Annotated in this window: 17 protein-coding genes; 11 read left to right on the top strand and 6 right to left on the bottom strand. The window is 72.4% G+C overall.

Annotation, left to right across the window (positions count from 1 at the left end; genetic code table 11):
- Positions 1–100: 100 nt before the first annotated feature.
- Positions 101–1,822 carry an acyl-CoA dehydrogenase gene (locus tag OG823_RS07470; protein ID WP_371478549.1) on the bottom strand — a complete coding sequence of 574 codons (1,722 nt, stop codon included), beginning with the start codon at positions 1,820–1,822 and terminating at the stop codon, positions 101–103.
- 19 nt (positions 1,823–1,841) lie between these two features.
- Complete coding sequence (locus OG823_RS07465) at positions 1,842–2,384, bottom strand: PadR family transcriptional regulator (protein ID WP_371478548.1); 543 nt, start codon at positions 2,382–2,384, stop codon at positions 1,842–1,844.
- Between the two features lie 254 nt (positions 2,385–2,638).
- Here OG823_RS07465 and OG823_RS07460 point away from each other — a divergent pair, with 254 nt between their 5' ends.
- The 3 genes from OG823_RS07460 to OG823_RS07450 all read left to right on the top strand — a co-directional run bounded on the left by OG823_RS07460 (position 2,639) and on the right by OG823_RS07450 (position 4,743).
- Positions 2,639–3,007, top strand: a complete 369-nt coding sequence (locus tag OG823_RS07460; protein WP_371478545.1) for a VOC family protein — start codon at positions 2,639–2,641, stop codon at positions 3,005–3,007.
- A gap of 48 nt (positions 3,008–3,055) precedes the next feature.
- Positions 3,056–4,129: a winged helix DNA-binding domain-containing protein gene (locus OG823_RS07455; protein WP_371478543.1), complete on the top strand. Its 1,074-nt coding sequence runs from the start codon at positions 3,056–3,058 to the stop codon at positions 4,127–4,129.
- A 110-nt stretch (positions 4,130–4,239) separates the two neighbouring features.
- Positions 4,240–4,743: an SPW repeat protein gene (locus tag OG823_RS07450; protein ID WP_371478542.1), complete on the top strand. Its 504-nt coding sequence runs from the start codon at positions 4,240–4,242 to the stop codon at positions 4,741–4,743.
- Positions 4,744–4,887: 144 nt separating this feature from the next.
- Here the strand turns inward: OG823_RS07450 and OG823_RS07445 are convergent, their stop codons facing one another.
- The gene (locus tag OG823_RS07445; RefSeq protein ID WP_371478541.1) at positions 4,888–6,285 is read right to left on the bottom strand and encodes a class II fumarate hydratase; all 1,398 of its coding nucleotides are present in this window, start codon (positions 6,283–6,285) and stop codon (positions 4,888–4,890) included.
- Between the two features lie 417 nt (positions 6,286–6,702).
- Here OG823_RS07445 and OG823_RS07440 point away from each other — a divergent pair, with 417 nt between their 5' ends.
- A complete protein-coding gene (locus tag OG823_RS07440) occupies positions 6,703–8,544 on the top strand; it encodes a cholesterol oxidase substrate-binding domain-containing protein (protein ID WP_371478540.1) in 1,842 nt (613 codons plus the stop codon).
- A 126-nt stretch (positions 8,545–8,670) separates the two neighbouring features.
- Positions 8,671–9,462 (top strand): hypothetical protein, encoded by a 792-nt coding sequence (locus OG823_RS07435; protein WP_371478539.1) that lies wholly within the window; start codon positions 8,671–8,673, stop codon positions 9,460–9,462.
- Between the two features lie 262 nt (positions 9,463–9,724).
- Here OG823_RS07435 and OG823_RS07430 read toward each other — a convergent pair whose 3' ends face one another.
- Positions 9,725–10,045: a hypothetical protein gene (locus OG823_RS07430; protein ID WP_371478537.1), complete on the bottom strand. Its 321-nt coding sequence runs from the start codon at positions 10,043–10,045 to the stop codon at positions 9,725–9,727.
- A 38-nt stretch (positions 10,046–10,083) separates the two neighbouring features.
- On the bottom strand, positions 10,084–10,641 hold the full coding sequence (locus OG823_RS07425; protein WP_371478535.1) for an N-acetyltransferase family protein: 558 nt from the start codon (positions 10,639–10,641) through the stop codon (positions 10,084–10,086).
- A gap of 87 nt (positions 10,642–10,728) precedes the next feature.
- Here OG823_RS07425 and OG823_RS07420 point away from each other — a divergent pair, with 87 nt between their 5' ends.
- The 4 genes from OG823_RS07420 to OG823_RS07405 all read left to right on the top strand — a co-directional run bounded on the left by OG823_RS07420 (position 10,729) and on the right by OG823_RS07405 (position 16,620).
- Positions 10,729–11,907, top strand: a complete 1,179-nt coding sequence (locus tag OG823_RS07420) for an acyl-CoA dehydrogenase family protein (protein WP_371478533.1) — start codon at positions 10,729–10,731, stop codon at positions 11,905–11,907.
- Between the two features lie 443 nt (positions 11,908–12,350).
- Complete coding sequence (locus OG823_RS07415) at positions 12,351–13,439, top strand: tyrosine-type recombinase/integrase (RefSeq protein ID WP_371478531.1); 1,089 nt, start codon at positions 12,351–12,353, stop codon at positions 13,437–13,439.
- A complete protein-coding gene (locus tag OG823_RS07410) occupies positions 13,436–16,045 on the top strand; it encodes a tyrosine-type recombinase/integrase (RefSeq protein WP_371478530.1) in 2,610 nt (869 codons plus the stop codon). The genes OG823_RS07415 and OG823_RS07410 overlap by 4 nt, the downstream gene beginning before the upstream one ends.
- Positions 16,042–16,620 (top strand): DUF6262 family protein, encoded by a 579-nt coding sequence (locus OG823_RS07405; RefSeq protein WP_371478528.1) that lies wholly within the window; start codon positions 16,042–16,044, stop codon positions 16,618–16,620. Before OG823_RS07410 ends, OG823_RS07405 begins: the two co-directional genes overlap by 4 nt.
- Before the next feature lie 6 nt (positions 16,621–16,626).
- Here the strand turns inward: OG823_RS07405 and OG823_RS07400 are convergent, their stop codons facing one another.
- Positions 16,627–17,364 carry a hypothetical protein gene (locus OG823_RS07400; protein ID WP_371478527.1) on the bottom strand — a complete coding sequence of 246 codons (738 nt, stop codon included), beginning with the start codon at positions 17,362–17,364 and terminating at the stop codon, positions 16,627–16,629.
- Between the two features lie 105 nt (positions 17,365–17,469).
- Between OG823_RS07400 and OG823_RS07395 the strand changes: the two genes are divergently transcribed.
- Both OG823_RS07395 and OG823_RS07390 read left to right on the top strand, forming a co-directional pair.
- Positions 17,470–17,841, top strand: coding sequence for a hypothetical protein (locus tag OG823_RS07395; RefSeq protein WP_371478525.1), 372 nt, complete (start codon positions 17,470–17,472; stop codon positions 17,839–17,841).
- A 176-nt stretch (positions 17,842–18,017) separates the two neighbouring features.
- A complete protein-coding gene (locus tag OG823_RS07390) occupies positions 18,018–18,434 on the top strand; it encodes an alkaline phosphatase family protein (protein ID WP_371478523.1) in 417 nt (138 codons plus the stop codon).
- Positions 18,435–18,484: the final 50 nt, after the last annotated feature.

Here is an 18,484-nt window from a genome sequence, read left to right as displayed (position 1 = left end):
GCGGGCCAGGACGGCGCGCCGTCGCCGTGTCCCGGCGGACCGGCCGGGCGGGGGCGCCGCCGAGCAGTGCGGCGCCCCCGCCCGGCCCTGTCCGGGGGTTTCAGTCCCGCATCTCGTACGCTCCGGACAGCGCCTCGACCTGGGCCCAGACCCTGGCCGCGCGCCCGGCGTCCGCCACCGGGCGCCGCACGTGTGCCAGCGCCCAGGCGGCCTGGGCCTCGGTGGCCCCGGACTTGCCGTGCATCTCGGTGGCGTGGGTGGAGAAGTCCCGCACCAGCACGTCGAAGATCTCGTCCAGCACGTCGCCGTCCAGGCCGGTCGACTCGGCCTGCTCCAGTACCAGGTGGCCGTAGACCACGAGGGCGAAGAGCTGGCCGAGCGAGAGCAGGAAGTCCAGGTCCTGCTGCTGCGCCTCGTCCGGGGCGTGGGCCGCGAGCAGTGCGCAGAGCCCGTCGGCCTGCTCGCGGAACCGGGCCACGTTCGGCACGTGGGCGTGCGCGTCGTAGGCCGTGCGCCAGTCGTGGAAGCGGATCGCCCCGAGGCCCCGGGCCGGGCCCTGCCGGAACAGGAAGGCGTCGTCGGCGCCGTCCAGTCGGGCCGGCACCGGCGGGTACTCGGCCGGGTTGAACAGGTAGTTGCCCATGAACTTGAGGATCAGGGCCAGGTTGACGTGGACGGTGCCCTCCAGCTTCGGCAGGCCGCGGATGTCCTTCGCCGCCTTGTCGAAGTAGGTGTCCGCCTCGAAGCCCTTGGCCGCGATGACGTCCCACATCAGGTCGATGACCTTCTCGCCCTCGGTGGTGACCTTCATCTTGGTCATCGGGTTGAAGAGCAGGTAGCGACGGTCCTCGGGCGAGGCGGAGCGGAAGTAGTCGGCGGCCCGGGCGCTGAACAGCTTCATCGCCGTCAGCCGGACGTACGCGTCGGCCAACTCCCGTCGCACGTGCGGGAAGTCGGTGACCTTGCGGCCGTACAGCTCGCGGTTGTGGGCATGTGTGACGGCCTCGTACATCGCGTGCTCGCAGATGCCGACGGAGGCGGTGCAGAGGTTGAACTTGCCCACGTTGACGGTGTTCAGCGCCGCGTCGAAGGCGGCCCGGCCGGTGTGCAGCACGTCCTGCGCGCGCACCGGGTAGGCGTCGAGGCGGAACTCGCTGACGTACATCTGCGCGTTCACCACGTTCTTGACCAGGTGGTACGCCTCGTGCCGGCTGTCGGCGGCGAAGAAGACGTACCCCTCGGGGCCCTCGACGTCCGAGCGGCGGCCGAACACCGACACCAGGCCGGCCACGTTGCCGTTGCCGATGTAGTACTTCGAGCCCTCGGCCGTGAACCCGCCCTCGCCGTCCGGGGTGAGGATCATGTCGGTGGAGTAGATGTCCGCGCCGTGGGTGCGCTCGGACAGCCCGAAGGCCATCACGTGACCCTCCGTCAGCAGCTTGGCCGCGCGGGCCCGGACGGCCTCGTTCTCGCTCTGCCAGACCGGGCCGAGGCCGAGGATGGTCACCTGCCAGGTGTACCAGTAACCGAGTCCGTAGAAGCCGAGGATCTCGTTCAGCTCGGCGATCCGGGCGGTGTCCCAGCGCTTGGCGACGTCGCCGTCCGCTTCGGTGGCCGGCGTCAGGAAGGCCGCGAACAGGCCCTCCTCGGCGGCGAACTCGAGGAAGTCGCCGTACCAGGCCCGGTCGATGTAGCTGTCGATCAGGGCCTTCTTGCCGCGTGACTCGAACCAGTCGACGGTGGCGCGCAGCAGGCGGCGGGTCGGCTCGTCGAACTGCACGGGGTCGTAGGTGCGCGGGTTGAACAGCATGATGTCGTCCATGAGGGTCGGGGTCCGGTGGTCAGTTGCCGAGGCGGTGCAGGGTGGCGAGCACGTCGTCCAGCCAGGCGAGGGTCATCCGCTCGTACTCGATGCCGCCGCGCAGCACCACGTGCTGCAGCTGCTGCCGGGCGTCGAGGGCCGCGCCGTCGGGGAAGTCGCGCTGCTCGCCGGCGAGGTAGCGGGCCAGCAGGGCGGCATGGCCCTCCCGGTGCCGCTGGACCTCGGGGATCAGCGCGGCGGGCTCGTCGAAGGCCGCCGCCCGGATCTTCACGGCCAGCTCGTGCCGGACGGTCTCCGCCTCGACCGGCTCGCGCAGCCAGTCGGCCAGCGCCGCCCGGCCGGGCGCGGCGGCAGAGTAGACCTTCTTGTCCGGCCGGCCGTCCTGGGCGACCTCCTCGGCGGCGATCCAGCCGTCCGTCTCCATCCGCCGCAGCACGCGGTAGATCTGCTGGTGGGTGGCGGTCCAGAAGCGCCCGATGGAGCGGTCGAACCGGCGGGCCAGCTCGTATCCGGAGCCGGGCTGCTCCAGCAGTGAGACGAGGATCGCGTGCTCCAGTGCCATACCCGCATCCTGCTATGCAACGAGTTGCATAGGCAATGCCGCCCCGCCCGGTTGAGACGCAGCTCACCCGCCGCAGCGCTCCGGGCCCCGGACGGCGGGCCGCTGCGGCGGGGGCCGCCCGCGCGACCGGACGCGCTGACGCCCGCGCCCGACGACACGCGGCGCCGCGTGCGGCCGGACGCTCCAGCGCTCGCGCGCCCCCGGACCGGGGGGACACTGGAGACGGTGGTACGCCGAGCGGGAAGGAGCCGGTCATGTTCGGCAGCGCCAAGGCGTTCAGCGGTTTCGCCGTGGACGATGTGAAGAAGGCCAGGGAGTTCTACGGCGGTCCGCTGGGCCTGGAGGTCTCGGAGCGCAACGGAATGCTGGAGCTGCACCTCGCGGGGGGCGGCCGGGTGATCGTCTACCCGAAGGCGGACCACACCCCGGCGACCTTCACCGTCCTCAACTTCCCCGTGGCGGACATCGACGCCGCCGTCCTCGCGCTCGCCGAGCTGGGCGTGACCTTCGAGCGCTACCCGGGTATGGAGGCCGACGAGCACGGCGTCCACCGTGGCTGGGGGCCGCCGATCGCCTGGTTCAAGGACCCGGCCGGGAACATCCTGTCGGTGCTGGAGGAGTAGCCCGCCGGCGCCCGGGCGCCGCGCCGCCGGTCCGCGCACAATGGTGCCGTGACGATCGACGACGCGCGGCTGCTGCGCTGGCGGATGCACGCCCAACTGCCCGCCACGGCGCCCCCGGACGGTCCGCGCGCGGTGGCCGTGGCCGCCGGCCGGGCCGCGGGTGTCCAGGCGCAGGACGAGGCGGCGGCCCGGCTCGGGCTGCGGGCCCGCGGCGTCCGCTCCCCGGCCCGGGTCGAGGCGGCGTACGCGGACGGTTCGGTCGTCGCCAGCTGGCTGATGCGCGGCACCCTGCACCTCGTCCCGGCGGCGGATCTGCGCGGGCTGCTCGGCGTGTTCGGGGCGCGGAACCTGGCCGCCGGTGCCCGGCGGCGGCGGGAGCTGGGTCTCACCGAGGAGGTCTGCGCGCGGGCGGTGGAGGTCATCCCCGAGGTGCTGCACACGCCGCTGGACCGGGCGGACCTGATCGCGGCGCTGATCGAGCGGGGTGTCGCGGTGGACCGCGGCGGCCAGGCGCCGGCCCATCTGATGGCGTACGCGGCGGCCCGCGGGGTGCTCTGCCGGAGTGGTGAGCTCGCTCCGCGCAGGCCGGGGTACGTACTGCTCGACGGTCCGCCGCCGGAGCCCGCGGGGGAGGCGGAGCTCGCCGGGCTCGCCCGGCGCCACCTCGCGGCCTTCGGCCCGGCCGGCGCCGAGGACCTCGCCGCGTGGTCCGGTCTGCCGCGGGCGCTGTGCCGCCGCGCGCTCGCCGGGGCCGGGCTGCCCGAGGTGGCACCCGGCCTGTTCGCCGACCCCCGGTCCGAGCCCGCCGCCGGCCCGCCGCACGTCCGGCTGCTCGGCGCGTACGACGGCTACCTGCTGGGCTACCGTGACCGCGCGCTGATGCTCGACCCGGCGTACGCGAAGCGGATCAACGCGGGGGGCGGGGTGATCCATCCGGCGCTGGTGGCCGACGGGCGGGTGGTCGGCCGCTGGCGGATCGAGCGGGCGCGCGGCGCCTCGACCCTGGTGCTGGAGCCGTTCGGCGTGCTCTCCCGGCCGGTCCTGAGCGCGCTGCGGGACGAGTCCGAGGCCCTCGCCGGCTTCCTGGGGGAGGAGTCGGTCCTCCGGGTGGAGCGCCCCTGACGTTCGGCGGCCGCGAATCGTTCCCGGAATCTGAGCAAAATGTTAGAAAAGGGTCAAACTGGGTAGTGGGCATGCGCCTTCCATGTTCCGCAACCGAGGAGGTGGTATCGGTGTCTACCCAGATTCCGATGGGCATGGAGCATCACCCGGACATCGTCGAACTCCGGGAGCACTACGAACGCGTCACCTCGACGCCGGCGGCCCAGGCCGTCGAGGCACTGGCCGTGCTGGCCGGGCTCTTCCTGGCGATCTCGCCGTGGGTCGTCGGCTTCAACGGCTTGGCCGGCTTCGGCACACTGGTCGTCAACAACCTGGTCCTGGGACTCGCCTTCGCCCTGCTGATGGGCGGCTACGGCTCCGCGTACGAACGCACCCACGCCCGTGCCTGGGCGGCCACGGCGATCGGCGCGTGGTGCGTGATCGCCCCCTGGGTGGTCTCCGGCAACGTGGACGTCCGGCGGACCATCACGACCAACGCGATCACCGGCGGCGTCATGCTGCTCCTCGGCCTGGCGGCCATCTCGATGGCGTCCATGACGGCGAGCGGCGCGGCGATGCGGCGGGGCGCGGCGGGACGCGCCACCGGCGGCCGCGCGGGCGGGGGAGGCGCCTGACCACCGCTCCCGGACCGGCCCGGGGTGCGGACCGGTCCGGGAGCGAACCCCGCAGGGCGCGGCCTGCCCGCGCCCTGCGCACGTCCGGCGCCCGCACCGCCGAAGCCGCGGGAGACCCGGAGCGCCGGGCCCTGCGGGGGAGCGCTAGGGCCGGGTCATCCGCAACACGTCGAGCGCCTCGTCCAGCTGCTCCTCGGTGAGCCTGCCCTGCTCCACGAGGCCGCGCTCCAGCACCACCCGGCGAATCGTCTTGCGCTCCGCCACCGCCTGCTTGGCCACCTTCGCGGCCTCCTCGTACCCGATGTACCGGTTCAGCGGAGTGACCACCGAGGGCGAGGACTCCGCGTACTCACGCGCCCGCTCGACGTTGGCGGTGATGCCGTCGACGGTGCGGTCCGCCAGCAGGCGGGCACTGGTGGCCAGCAGCCGGACGGACTCCAGCACGTTGCGGGCGATCACCGGCAGCATCACGTTGAGCTCGAAGTTCCCGCTCGCCCCGGCCAGCGTCACGGTCGCGTCGTTGCCGATCACCTGCGCGGAGACCATCAGCACCACCTCGGGCAGCACCGGGTTGACCTTGCCGGGCATGATCGACGACCCGGGCTGGAGATCCGGCAGGTTGATCTCGCCGAGCCCGGTGCGCGGACCGGAGCCCATCCAGCGCAGGTCGTTCGAGATCTTGGTGAAGCCGACCGCCACCGTCCGCAGCTGGCCGCTCAGCTCGACCAGGGCGTCCCTGGCGCCCTGCGCCTCGAAGTGGTCGCGCGCCTCGGTCAGCGGCAGCCCGGTGTCCCGGGCGAGCTCCGCGATCACCGCGGCCGCGAAGCCCGGCGGGGTGTTGATGCCGGTGCCGACCGCGGTGCCGCCCAACGGCAGTTCGGCGACCCTGGGCAGCGTCGCGAGCAGCCGCTCGCACCCGTACCGGACCTGCGCCGCGTAGCCGCCGAACTCCTGGCCGAGGGTGACCGGGGTGGCGTCCATCAGGTGCGTGCGCCCGGACTTGACCACGTCCGCGAAAGCGGCGGCCTTGCGCTCCAACGCCTCGGCCAGGTGCTCCAGGGCCGGCAGCAGCTCCCGGGTGACGGCCTCGGTGGCCGCGACGTGGATCGAGGACGGGAAGACGTCGTTGGACGACTGGCTCGCGTTGACCTGGTCGTTCGGGTGCACCGGCCGGCCGAGCCGCTCGGCCGCCAGGGTGGCGATCACCTCGTTCGCGTTCATGTTGGAGGAGGTGCCGGAGCCGGTCTGGAACACGTCCACCGGGAACTGGTCGTCCAGCCCGCCGGCCACGACCTCCTCCGCCGCCGCCGCGATCGCCGCCGCCGTCTCCTCGTCCAGCACGCCGAGCCTGGCGTTCACCCGCGCGGCCGCCGCCTTGATCCGGGCCAGCGCGGCGATGTGCGCGCGCTCCAGCCGGCGGCCCGACACCGGGAAGTTCTCCACCGCCCGCTGGGTCTGCGCCTGCCACTTCGCGGCAGCGGGCACCCGCACCTCGCCCATCGAGTCGTGCTCGACCCGGAACCGCTCCTGCTCGTCACCCATCGCCCGACGTCCTCCTGCTCGGCTCCCGGGCGGGCCCGGCCGCTGGGGCCGCGTCCTCCCGGCGGGGCGCCGACCGACCGGACCCCTGTTCACCTGAGCCCTTCGCGGGCCCCAGGTATTTCCTCCTCACCCGAAAGGATGAAGCGGATGGAGCCGGGGCGGCCGATCCACGATCTGACGACGACGCACGGCCCGGGACGGACGCGATCCTCGGCGGCGGACCCGCCGCCCGGCACGGTTCGCACCCGCCTGCGCGTCCCGGTGCACCATGGGTCACGGAGCCGGTCCGGTTCACTCGATCAGGTGAGATCCGGAGGATTCGGGCCGGCGCCGCCGGTCACGCTTCGTACGCTCGCCCACGAGTCCGGCCGAACACCGGTACGGGCCGTGGGGACGCGACGAGGGCGGGGCCGGGGCATGGGGACGGGAACGGGGCGGGACGCAAGGCCGGGGCGGGACGCGGGGCCGGGGCTGACCCGGCGCGGCCTGATCGGGGCGTCGGCGGCGCTCGGCGGGGCGGCCTGGCTGCTGCGCGGGACGATCGGGCCGGACAGCGCGAGTGCGGCGGATCCGGCGCCACCGGATCTGCCGGCCGGCGCCGAGGTGTACCGGCGGGTGTACGAGAACTGGTCCGGCGAGATCCGCACCGACCAGCTGTGGACCTGCGCGCCGCGCACCCCGCAGGAGGTCGCCGACCTCGCCGACTGGGCGCACGCCGCCGGTTGGCGGCTGCGCGCCCAGGGCTACCGGCACACCTGGGCGCCGCTCACCGTCGCGGACGGGACCGACGCGGCGGCCCGCGTCCTGCTGGTCGACACGGGCCGTCATCTGACCGCGATCGCGCTCGACGGCCCCGACACCGTCCGGGTGCAGACCGGCGCCACCATGGAGGCGCTGCTCGCCCTGCTGGCCGACCACGGCCTCGGCGTGACGGCCTGCCCCGCGCCCGGTGAGGTGACGGTCGGCGGCGTGCTCGCCATCGGCGGCCACGGCACGGCCGTCCCGGCGGCGGGCGAGAGCCGGCAGGCCGGCCACGGCTACGGCAGCCTGAGCAACCAGGTCGTCCGGCTCACCGCCGTCGTCCGGGACGAGGCGGCCGGCCGCTACGTGCTGCGCAGCTTCGACCGGGCCGAGGCCGACAGCGCCGCCTTCCTCGTCCACCTGGGCCGGGCCTTCCTCACCGAGGTGGTGCTGCGGGCCGGCGCCGACCGCAACCTGCGCTGCGTCAGCAGGCTCGACATCCCGGCGACCGAGCTGTTCGCCCGGCCCGGCGCGCCGGGCAACCCCCGCACCTTCGCGGACCTGGTCGACCACGACGGCCGGGCCGAGGCCATCTGGTTCGCCTTCACCGACCGCCCCTGGCTGAAGACCTGGAGCGTCGCCCCCGGCCGGCCGTTCGGCGCCCGCCGGGTCACCGAGCCCTACAACTACCCCTTCTCCGACAGCATCCCCGAGCCGGTCGCCAGGCTGGCGGGGCAACTGGTCGGCGGCGCATGGGGATCGGCCCCGCTGTTCGGACAGCTCCAGTACCTGATCGCCAAGCTGGCCCTGACCGGCGACCTCACCGACATCCTGCTCTCCGGCGGCCTGCTGCGCGACCTGCTCAGCGGCGACACCCTCACCCACCTCCTGGCCGACGGCCTGCGCTCCGACCTGTGGGGGCCCTCCCGGGCGCTGCTCCAGTACGTCCGGCCGAGCACCCTGCGGATGACCGCCAACGGGTACGCGGTGCTGGCCCGGCGAGCGGATCTCCAGTGGGTGGTGAGCGAGTTCGCCGCGTACTACCGGCAGCTGCTGGCCGACTACCAGGCCCGTGGCGAGTTCCCGGTGAACGGCACGGTCGAGATCCGGGTCACCGGTCTCGACGACCCGGCCTGGTGCGGCGTGCCCGGCGCCCGCCCGCCGCTGCTCTCCGCCCTGCGCCCCCGAGCGGACCACCCCGAGTGGGACACCGCCGTGTGGCTGGACATCCTCACCCTGCCGAACACCCCCGGCCTGCACCGGTTCTGCCGGGACATCGAGCAGTTCCTGCTGCGCACCTTCGACGGCACCCGGGCCGGCCTGCGCGTCGAGTGGTCCAAGGGCTGGGCCTACACCGCCGAAGCCGCCTGGTCCGATCCGGACGTGCTCGGCCGCGCGATCCCGGACAGCCTGCGGGCGGGCGGCGGCCCCGGCTGGGACGAGGCGGTGGCGGTGCTCGACCGGTACGACCCGCACCGGGTGTTCGGCAACCCCTTCCTGGACGCGCTGCTGCGCTGACCGTCCCACCCGGGGTGCCTCGGGTCGGGCGCCGCGCACCGTGTCCGCCGGGCCGGGCCGCGGCCGCCCGCGTGGCGTGGGCACGGGCGGCGGGGCGGGGCGCCCGGTCGGCCAGAATGGTCCGCCATGGACGAGAACGAGCCGGCCGGCGCCGCCGCACCCGGACACGAGCCGTCGACGGAGCGGCTGCACCAGCGGCTGGAGCGGATCGAGCGGCTGCTGGAGGCTTCGGCCGAGGCCCGGGCGGGTGCGACCGCGCCGCCGGCCTGGCGCAGTCCCACCCAGGGCGAGGAGCGCTCGGCGGTGACGGTGGCCATCCTGGTCGCCATCGCACTCCAGCTCTTCCTCCCGGCCCGGCTGACGATCCACCCGCACTGGCTGCTGCCGGCGCTGGAGGTCGCCCTGCTGCTGGCCCTGGTGGTGGCCAACCCGCGTCGGCGGTTCGACCGGGGCTCCTTCCTGCTGCGCGGACTGAGCCTCGCGCTGGCCGGGGCGATCAGCCTGGCCAACGGCTGGTCGGCGGTGCTCCTGGTGCGCGAGCTCCTGCACGGGGCCGGCGCGGCGAACGCGCCGGCCCTGCTCGGGACGGGCGGCGCGGTCTGGGCCACCAACGTGATCGTGTTCGCGCTCTGGTACTGGGAGTTGGACCGGGGCGGCCCGGTCGTCCGGGCCCAGGGCACCGAGGATCACCCCGACTTCCTCTTCCCGCAGATGCAGGACCGCGAGATGGCGCCGCCGCAGTGGGAGCCGTACTTCGGCGACTACCTCTACGTGGCGTTCACCAACGCCGCGGCCTTCAGCCCCACCGACACGATGCCGCTCACCTCCTGGGCGAAGCTGCTGATGACGGCGCAGAGCGTGGTGTCGCTGCTGACGGTGCTCCTGGTGGTGGCCAGGGCGGTCAACATCCTGCAGTGAGCGGGCCGTTCCCGCCGGGAGCCCGGGCGGGGCAGCCCGAGCGCGTCAGCCGTGCGGCCGACGACGCTCGTCGTGAGGGCGTAGCGGACCCCCGGGCGATCCGCTGCAGGAGTCGCCCGCCGATCAGGTCGGCGCCGGCGGCGTCCGGGCAGGTCGTGGTGGCGCCGAAGGCGACGTGCTCCTCGATGCCGGCGTTGCCCGTCCTGCCGATCCTCAGCGCGTCGATCACCCGCCGCCGGACGGTGGCGCGCCCGTCGGCCCGTCAGTCCACGGGGCCCTCGTCCAGGCGCTCCTGCTGGATCTCGGGCCGCTTGCTGTCCCAGAGCAGCTCCCAGACCCGGAAGACGCAGTGGTAGTCCCGCATGCTGCCGCGCGCGACGAGCAGGTAGGTGTCACCGTCGCGCAGCAGCGTGCGCCCGTGGTCGATCATCGGGTGCTGCGGCCGGTAGCCCGGCACGATGCGCCGGAGCTCCGCGAGGGCCTCCTCGCGGGTGCCCGTCACCTCGGCGAGGACCTCCGGTCCCCAGAGCCGGTGATCCCCCGTCCCCGTCGTCTCCTCGACGACCACGGCCCAGCGTGCCATCGTCCACCCCCCGTTGCGACCATCCCCACCTGACCGGATCAGCCTAGCGAGAGCGGCTCCTCGGTCGCCGGGCGAGGCTCGACCCGCTTGTAGAAGAGCGTGGTCGGGTGCAGCACCCCGGCCGGGTTCGCGGCGAAGTCCGGGATGCTGCCGGCCCGGGACCACCCCGCCGACTCGTACAGCCGCTCGGCCGGGCTGCCGGTCTCGGTGTCCAGCACGAGCAGGCTGACGCCGACGTGCGGGGCGTGCATCTCGACGGCGGCGAGCAGGTAGGTCGCCAGGCGCCGGCCGCGGTCCGCGCGGTGCACCATCAACTTGGCGATCTCGGCGCGGTGCCGGCCGTTCGCGGGCGTGGCCGGCCGCAGCTGGACCGTGCCGGCCACCCGGCCGTCCCGGGCCAGCGCCACCCAGAGCAGCAGGCGCCCGGCCGCGAGGTCCGGGGCCAGCGACCGCCACCAGGCGGTGGCCGCCGGCAGGCCGAGCGGCGCCAGGAAGCCCAGCGAGTTGCCGCCGTCCACGGTGTCCACCAGCAGCGCGCCGAGCGCATCGGCGGCCCCGGACAGCTCCTCGGCGGTCAGCCGCCTGATTGTGTACATTGCCACGTTCCCTCTCCGACAGCCCCCTGAACAGGCCAGCGTACGGAATACTCGCCAGTACCTTCGAAGATCTCAAGGAGCGCTTCAATGACGAGGCCGAACCGTATCGACCCGGCCGACCTGCTCGCGGTCGGCGACCTGCTCACCGACGAGGAGCGGTTGATCCGCGACACCGTACGGCGCTTCGCCGACGAGCGGATCAGGCCGCGGATCGGCGACTGGTTCGAACGGGGCGTCTTCCCGGCGCGGGAACTCGCCCCCGAACTGGGCGCGCTCGGCCTGCTCGGGATGCACCTGGACGGCTACGGCTGCACGGGCTCGACGGCGGTCGCCTACGGGGTCGCCTGCATGGAGCTGGAGGCGGCCGACTCGGGGCTGCGCAGCTTCGTCTCCGTCCAGGGTTCGCTGGCGATGCGCGCGATCCACGCCTTCGGCTCCGAGGAGCAGAAGCAGCACTGGCTGCCGGAGATGGCGGCCGGCCGGGCGATCGGCTGCTTCGGCCTCACCGAGCCGGACTTCGGCTCCGACCCGGCCCACATGCGCACCAGGGCGCACCGCAAGGGCGACGACTGGGTGCTGTCCGGCACCAAGATGTGGATCACCAACGGCAGCATCGCCGACGTCGCGGTGGTCTGGGCGCAGACCGAGGACGGCATCCGGGGCTTCCTGGTGCCGCGCGGCACCAAGGGGTTCGGCGCCCACGACGTGCACGGCAAGCTCTCGCTGCGCGCCTCGGTGACCAGCGAGCTGGTGCTGGAGGACGTCCTGCTGCCCGGCGACGCGGTGCTACCCGGCGTGACGGGCCTGCGCGGGCCGCTCTCCTGCCTGGGCGAGGCCCGGTACGGCATCCTCTGGGGCACCGTCGGCGCGGCCCGCGACTGCTACACCACCGCGCTGGCGTACGCGAAGAGCAGGATCCAGTTCGAGCGGCCCATCGCGGCCTTCCAGCTGACCCAGCAGAAGCTGGTGGAGATGATGCTGGAGGTCGAGAAGGCCTACCTGGTCGCGGTGCGGATCGGCCGCCTCAAGGACGCGGGGGAGTGCCTGCCGGCCCACGTCAGCTTCGGCAAGCTCAACAACGTCCGGGCCGCCCTGGAGATCGCCCGCAGCGCCCGGACCGTCCTCGGGGCCAACGGCATCACCACCGAGTACCCGGTGCTGCGGCACGCCAACAACCTGGAGTCGGTGCTCACCTACGAGGGGACGGGCGAGATCCACACGCTGGTCCTCGGCGAGGCCATCACCGGCGAGGCCGCCTACCACTGACGGCCCCGGGCCGGCCTCGGCGGAAACCGGGTCGCCACCGGTGCGGCGGGCCGGTTACCGTGTGCGCTCCACTCAGCGAGCACGGAGAAGAGCAGGCCATGACCGGTACGACCACTCTCTGGCGCCCCACCGGTCCCGCGGAGCTGGCACTGGTACGGGCCGCCGGAAGCCGCGCCTGGCCGCCGCGCCTGCCGGACCAGCCGATCTTCTACCCCGTGCTCAACTTTACCGACCGCGGGTAGTGCCGCCCGTGATGTCCGTCTGGGCCTGTGACCAAGGCGTCATGGGCTCGTTTACCGACCGGGACCGGGACGTCTGTCATGTTCCGGGGTCGGTACGGAGGACAAGTGGCACGGCGAGTGGTGGTCGGGGACCTGCGGGTCCAGCAGATTGAGCGGAAAGACGGGCGGCGGTCGTGGACGATCGTCTGGCCCGAAGGGGCGGTGCATGCAGAGGCGGACCGGTTCCTTCGCACGCACGACGGTTCGGGGACGCAGAAGACGTACGCGTATTACCTGGTGGACCATCTGCGGTGGCTGGAGCGCGAGTGCCTGGCCTTCGGCGCGGTGGTGTTGCGGGATCTTGAGCGGTACATGGGGACCGTCGGCGCCGAGGTCCGCATGCCGCTCGGTGAGCCGTGGCGGCTTGGCAAGCGCCCGTACGGCCGGGCGGCGCTGTCGACTGCTGCAGCCTGCCTGAAGGGCTTCTACCTGCATCAGGCATCGCTCGGCATCAACGGCGAGCTCGGCAAGAAACTCGGCGCGACCCGGTTGCCGTCCCAGATGGACCGCCGCCGCTCGTTCCTCGGGCATGTGAAGAGTGAGATGCCTGCCAACCCGCTCGCGCCGCGAGGGCCGCACCGTCGACACCCGAAGATGCTCCCGGACGGCGCTCGCGAGAAGCTGCTGGCCACGGTGAACTCGGCCCGGGACCGGCTGGTGGTGACCTGGCTGGCGGACGGCGGACTTCGGATCGGCGAGCTCTGCGGACTGCACCTGGTCGACCTGCACCTGCGTGAGAACGCGGCGTGCGGTGAGTGCCGCAGCCCGCACGTCCACGTCTGCCACCGGCCCGGCAACCCGAATCGGGCGGAGGCGAAGACCAAGCACCCGTGGCGGATCGAAAACGGCACGGTCACCGGCGGGCTGATCAAGCGGGTCAGCCCGGCGATGGTGCACACCTACTTCGAGTACCTCACCGGCGGCGAGTATCCACGCGACCGGGCCGGGCACGGGATGCTACTGGTCCAACTGCACGGCGCGAGCGCCGGGGAGCCCTGGGCGCCGGTCGGAGCCCGCAGGATGCTGGGCAGGGCCGGGGAACGCGCCGGCCTGGGGCTCGTGAAACCCCATGCCTTCCGCCACAGCTTCACCTCGGCGGTCCTCGACGCCTCGGACGGCAACCTGCTGATTGCCCGGGACGCCGGCGGCTGGGCCTCGGCCACGATGGTGGACGAGGTCTACGGGCACGTCGACGTCCACGACCCGGCGTTCGATGCGGCACTCCGTACGGTCTGGGGTGAGTCGAAGTGAGCGCGACGTCTCTGCTGCCGGTCCATACCGACCGTCCCAACCGTCAGGCCCGGGACCGGCTGGAGATCCTCACGGCCCTGACCCACAGCCCCTCATTCGACCGGGTTTTCCGGGAATCGATCATCCGGATCCCTCGCGGCCACGCTGTCTATCGGTGGGAATGCCTCGTCAACCGGTGCGAACGCGTCCGTGACGGTGGAACGGATCTGTGCTCGGTGCACCGCCGGGAGTGGAACGAGGCCAAGGAGCTCGGGGTCGGCAAGGCGGCCTTTGTCACGGCGGCAGAACCGCTCGGTCCGTCGGAGTGGATCCGCGAGGAATCCTGCCGCATCTGCCCCCAGCGCCCCGCAGCCCACACCGCGACACGGCTATGCGTCCGACACCAGACCCGCTGGCTCCATCTGTGCAGGTCCGGATCCGTTGCGGACTCAGACTTCGCGCGCTGGACTGGAGAACAGGAAGCCCTGGCGGGATACGGAGAGTGCCAGGTGGCAGTCTGCGCCAGCCTGGCCTACTCCCCGTTGGGGCTGTGCTCGGGACACCGCCACCGCTACCGGCTGCACGGTCGTCCCGGCGGCGCTTCCCTGCCAGACCACTGGTGGCATTCCTACGAACGCGTCGGGCAGCCGGTCCCGGTGGTGATGGAGAACCGGGAGGAGTTCCGGGCCTGGTGCACCTCGGTGGCGGCGGTGACCTGGCCGGGGCAGATCAACCTGCGCGGGCTCAGGCCGCTGCTGCGGGCCGAGATCCAGTGGGGCATGTTCCGCCACGCCGAGCAGCCCGAGCCCGGCCGCTGGGACCTTGAATGGATCCAGCGCATGGTCAACGCCTGCCGGGAGAGCTGCGTCGACTCGCTGGTTGATCTCGACCTGAGCGCCCTGGGGGGCTTCTCGTCCAGCATTGTCAGGGAGATGCGGCGGGAGCTGCAACTGATCTACTTCACTCCCGAGGACTGCCGACAGGCGGGGTTCTTGGAGACGGACCACTTCGGTGTTCGGTTCGACAAACGGGCCAGCCACATCGACCTCACGGCCATCTCACAGCGCTGGCTACGGGATCTGCTCTGGGACCACTTGGCCGAGCTGCTGCGGTCGCCGAGCTGTCCCAGGACCGCCACGCCAGTCGACTCGCTCCGCCGGGGATCCACCGAACTGTCGGCGTTCTTGGAGGCTGACTCCCCGGGCGGAGGCCACGATCCGAGTGTGTTGCGCGGCGAGCACATGCAGCGGTTCGTGGCCGACCAACGGCGTCGGGAACGCGACAGCTTGCCGTCGATTGCGCTGACCAGCTCGACCGGGAAACCACCTACGGTGACCACGCACACGCGCCGGACGGTCTTCAACAGCGTCCGGCGCGTCCTTCGGGACGCACTGGAGGACGGCACCGCCGAACGAATCGGCCTGGACCGGGAGTTCATCACGTCCATGCCGGCCGGGGGCGGAGCCCCGCTGCGAGCCCGGCGGCCGTTCCCGGACGAGGCAGCCCGCGCACTTGCCGATGTGACGAACCTGCAGCGGCTCGCTGACGCCTATGACCCCAGCGATCACGGCCTGCGCGATATTTGGGAAGCGATCGTCACGACCGGGCGCCGCACCAGCGAAGTCTTGAAGCTGCGGTGGGACTGCATAGGCCGCTACGGCGGCCTGGCCATGTTCTGGCACGACCAGACCAAGGTCGGCAACTACGACGCCGCGATTCGCATCCCCGAGGGCCTTTATGATCTTCTCGCCGAGCGGCAGCGCAAGACGCTGGAGAAGTTCACGGCCCGACACGGCCGCGCCCCATCGCCCCAGCAACGTGCGGCGATGGTCCTCTTCCCCCGGACCACACGCAACTCGCAGATGACAGCCTCGCTGTCCTACACCTGGTTCATCCGAGGCTTCCGGCTGTGGGTGGACGAACTGGACCTCGGCCGCCTGGTCCCGCACCAGGCCCGTCACACGCTGGCCACGAACCTGCTGCGGCATGGCGCAACTCTGACGCATATCCGTCGCTACCTCGGCCAGGTCTCCGACCGCATGGCCGAGCACTATGTCCACCTGACCAGCTCTGACCTGGAGCACGTACTGCAGCATGTCTGGGTCGCCGGCCCCGGAGCGGCCCAGCCGGGAGAGCTCCTGGCCGGGGACAGCACCCCGCTCACCCGGCAGCAGGCCCAAGCCCTCGCGATCGATCTCTCCCGCCGCAGCACACCAGCAGAGGGCGGCTTCTGCACCTTCCAGCCCGTCGTCGAGGGCGGCGCCTGCCCCTGGAACCTGGACTGCCACAACTGCGACAAGTTCGTCATGTCCGGCGCCGACCTCCTCTACTGGCGGCGCAAGCGCGAACAGTGGCGGCTCTTGGCTGAAGGGGCTCCCGACGATGCCACCGCCGACTACCTCCACCGCTACTTCGAACCCACCGCCCGCGCCATCGACGGCCTGGAGAGCGCACTGGCCGGCCTCGGCCTGCTCGACGACGCCCTTGCCCTGGACCTGCGCAAACCCCAGGACTACTTCCATCGCGTCTGGTCCACCGCCTTCCGCGCTGCCGACCTCGCCGAGGCCGCCGGCGACGAGCAGGACTGGGCCGAGGACACCACCGACGAACAGGAGCAATGCACGTGACCACCACCGTCCCCGACCCGCGCACGGCCGCCGCCCTGGCCGCCCGCCACCGCAGCACCGACGCCGCCCTCGGACGAGTCCACGATGCCATCACCCGGCTCCGCCGCGAGAAGACCCAGATCAGCGTCGCCGCCGTCGCCCGCCGCGCGAACGTCTCCCGCACCTTCCTCTACGACCACCCTGATGCCAGAGCCGCGGTCGCCACCGCGATGGCCGAGGCCGGCGAACGCCGCACCCAGATGCTCACCGACCAGGACGAGGCACGCGAGGCGACCTGGCGTGAACGGGCCCTGAACGCCGAGGACGCGCTCAAATCCGCCCACGGCGAGATCCTCACCCAGCGCACCCGCATCGGCGAACTCCTCGGTCAGGTCCGCGACTTGGAAGCCGAGTGGACCCAGGAGGCCATCCAGCGGATCGTCACCGAGAACACCACCCTCAAGCAGCGCGTCCGCCAGCTCACCGCCGACAACCGGTCCTTCGACGAACGCCTCAAGGCCGCCCGCTCGAACCTGCGGTTCCAGGACCGGCGCGTCGCCGACCTCGAAGCCCAGATCGCCACCCCGCCGGGATGATCCGCGCTACGCGGGTCGAAGAACGGGGTCGATCTCGGCCAGGATGCCGTGCAGCTGACGGACTCCCAGGGCAACCCGGTCGTCGCTGTCCCGCAGCATCTCCTCGCACAGCTGCATCGCTTTGTCCCGCTCCTCGGAGAAGATGCTGAACACGTCGACGATTGCGGTGTGGATGTAATCGCTGTGATTCGCGTTGGCGACTGCCATCGCGGAGGCGACTACCGCCAGCCCGGCCCTGTCCATTCGCCGAAGCACGGCTTCCGCGGTCACCCGGGTGACGAAGGTGTCACCCGGGTCGAGCACGAGCTCCAGCAGCGGCCCGAGGGCCTCCTGCATGTCGGCGAAGGCCGCCAAGCCACGACCGGCATCCGCCCGGTCACGGTAGTCCTGGCTTCGCCCGAGCTCGAGGAGTGCCACGAAAGCGGCATGCCGCCGGTCACTGTCCCCCCGCAGCAGGGCGCGCAGTCGCCTCACCTCGGCGATCAGGCGGGGCATGTCCTGTCGTGCGGAAGCGATGAAATCGAGATCGGCATCCAGTTGCAGGTCCGGACTGACCTGGACCTGTTCTCCGTTGGTGAACCGACTGAGATAGATCTCATCGTCCTCCACGGCAGTGGCTGGGGCGATCTGGATGCAGCTCGCCCCGCCGGTCGCACCGCGAGTCTCCAGCACGGGAACCCACGGACCCATGGATGCGGCCGCGATGCGCACCTCAATGGACTCGAGCTCTTCTTCGGTCGGCATGACAGGTCCCTCCTTGGGAGAGGCGATCATCGCAGTCCACTGCACAGGACTCGAACAGACCTGCCATCTGATCACGAGCGGTGAAGCCATGGGATTCCGGCACCCGTGATCCCGCCACCACCGGGCTCTACTGCGGCACCACTCAAACGAGCTGCAGAGAACGGCAGCCGTCACCGTGACGGACATGTAGTCTATGGATCGTCGCAGTTCAGAGCCGGTATTCGAGCCCCTGCGGTCGGTAAACTGGACGAGGACTACGCCGTCCGGATCGCCAGGGACTGGAACGTCCCGGCCTCCGGCGTCGGCTACGTCACCAGGTTCGAGGTCGAGACCGACTTCCTCGCCCGCTACCCGGTGCGGCAGGCCGGCGGACGGACGATTCTGGAACTCTGGGTGCCGGCCGAGGAACTGGCGGAGTTCAACCAGCACATCGTCGGTCCGATCGAGGTCGTGCACGAGTTCCGCCCCGCTCCGTGACGCGGGCGGCGGGCCCCGGCCCGGCCTGAGCGACGCCGGCCGGCCGGGCCCCGTTCACGCCCGCGACACCGGCCGGACCGACGGCCCCGCCGGCATGGCCGGGCCCTCGCGCCGCCCCGCGCGGTCCGCGCCCGCCCGCGCGCCCGGCCCCTGCGCACCCTCCGGAAGGCCGCTCCGTGTCCGCACCCCTCGCGCCCCGCGTGCTCGTCGTCGGCATCGACGGTGTGCGCCACGATCTGCTCGCCGAGGTCCCGATGCCACGTCTGGCGGAGGTCGCCGAGGCCGGATTCCTGGTGCCGGTGGAGGCGGCGGCCGGCACTCCGAGCATGTCAGGGCCCTGCTGGGCGACCGTCGTGACGGGCGTGGAGGCCGTCGAGCACGGGGTGTGGGGCGACCACTCGCCGCAGGACCGTACGGCGTGGGTCGCCTGCGCGGGCCCGGGCGTCCCGGCCGGGCCGCCGCTCGGCCGGAGCCGGCACGTGGACGTGGCGGCGCAGGTCTGCGCGGCGCTCGGACGGCCGATCGCCCCGCACCGGACACCGGACGGGCGGCCGTTCCCGGTGGCCCGGCCGGTGAGACCCGTCCCGGCCTGATCCCCGAGGCCCGGGGTCGCCGGTATACCTCTCAGGGTGGAGACCGTCCC

Origin of the sequence: Kitasatospora sp. NBC_00315 (assembly GCF_041435095.1) — a bacterium.
GTDB lineage: Bacteria > Actinomycetota > Actinomycetes > Streptomycetales > Streptomycetaceae > Kitasatospora.
Note: the sequence above shows the minus strand (reverse complement) of the source record. Positions and strands in the feature narration are given on the sequence as shown.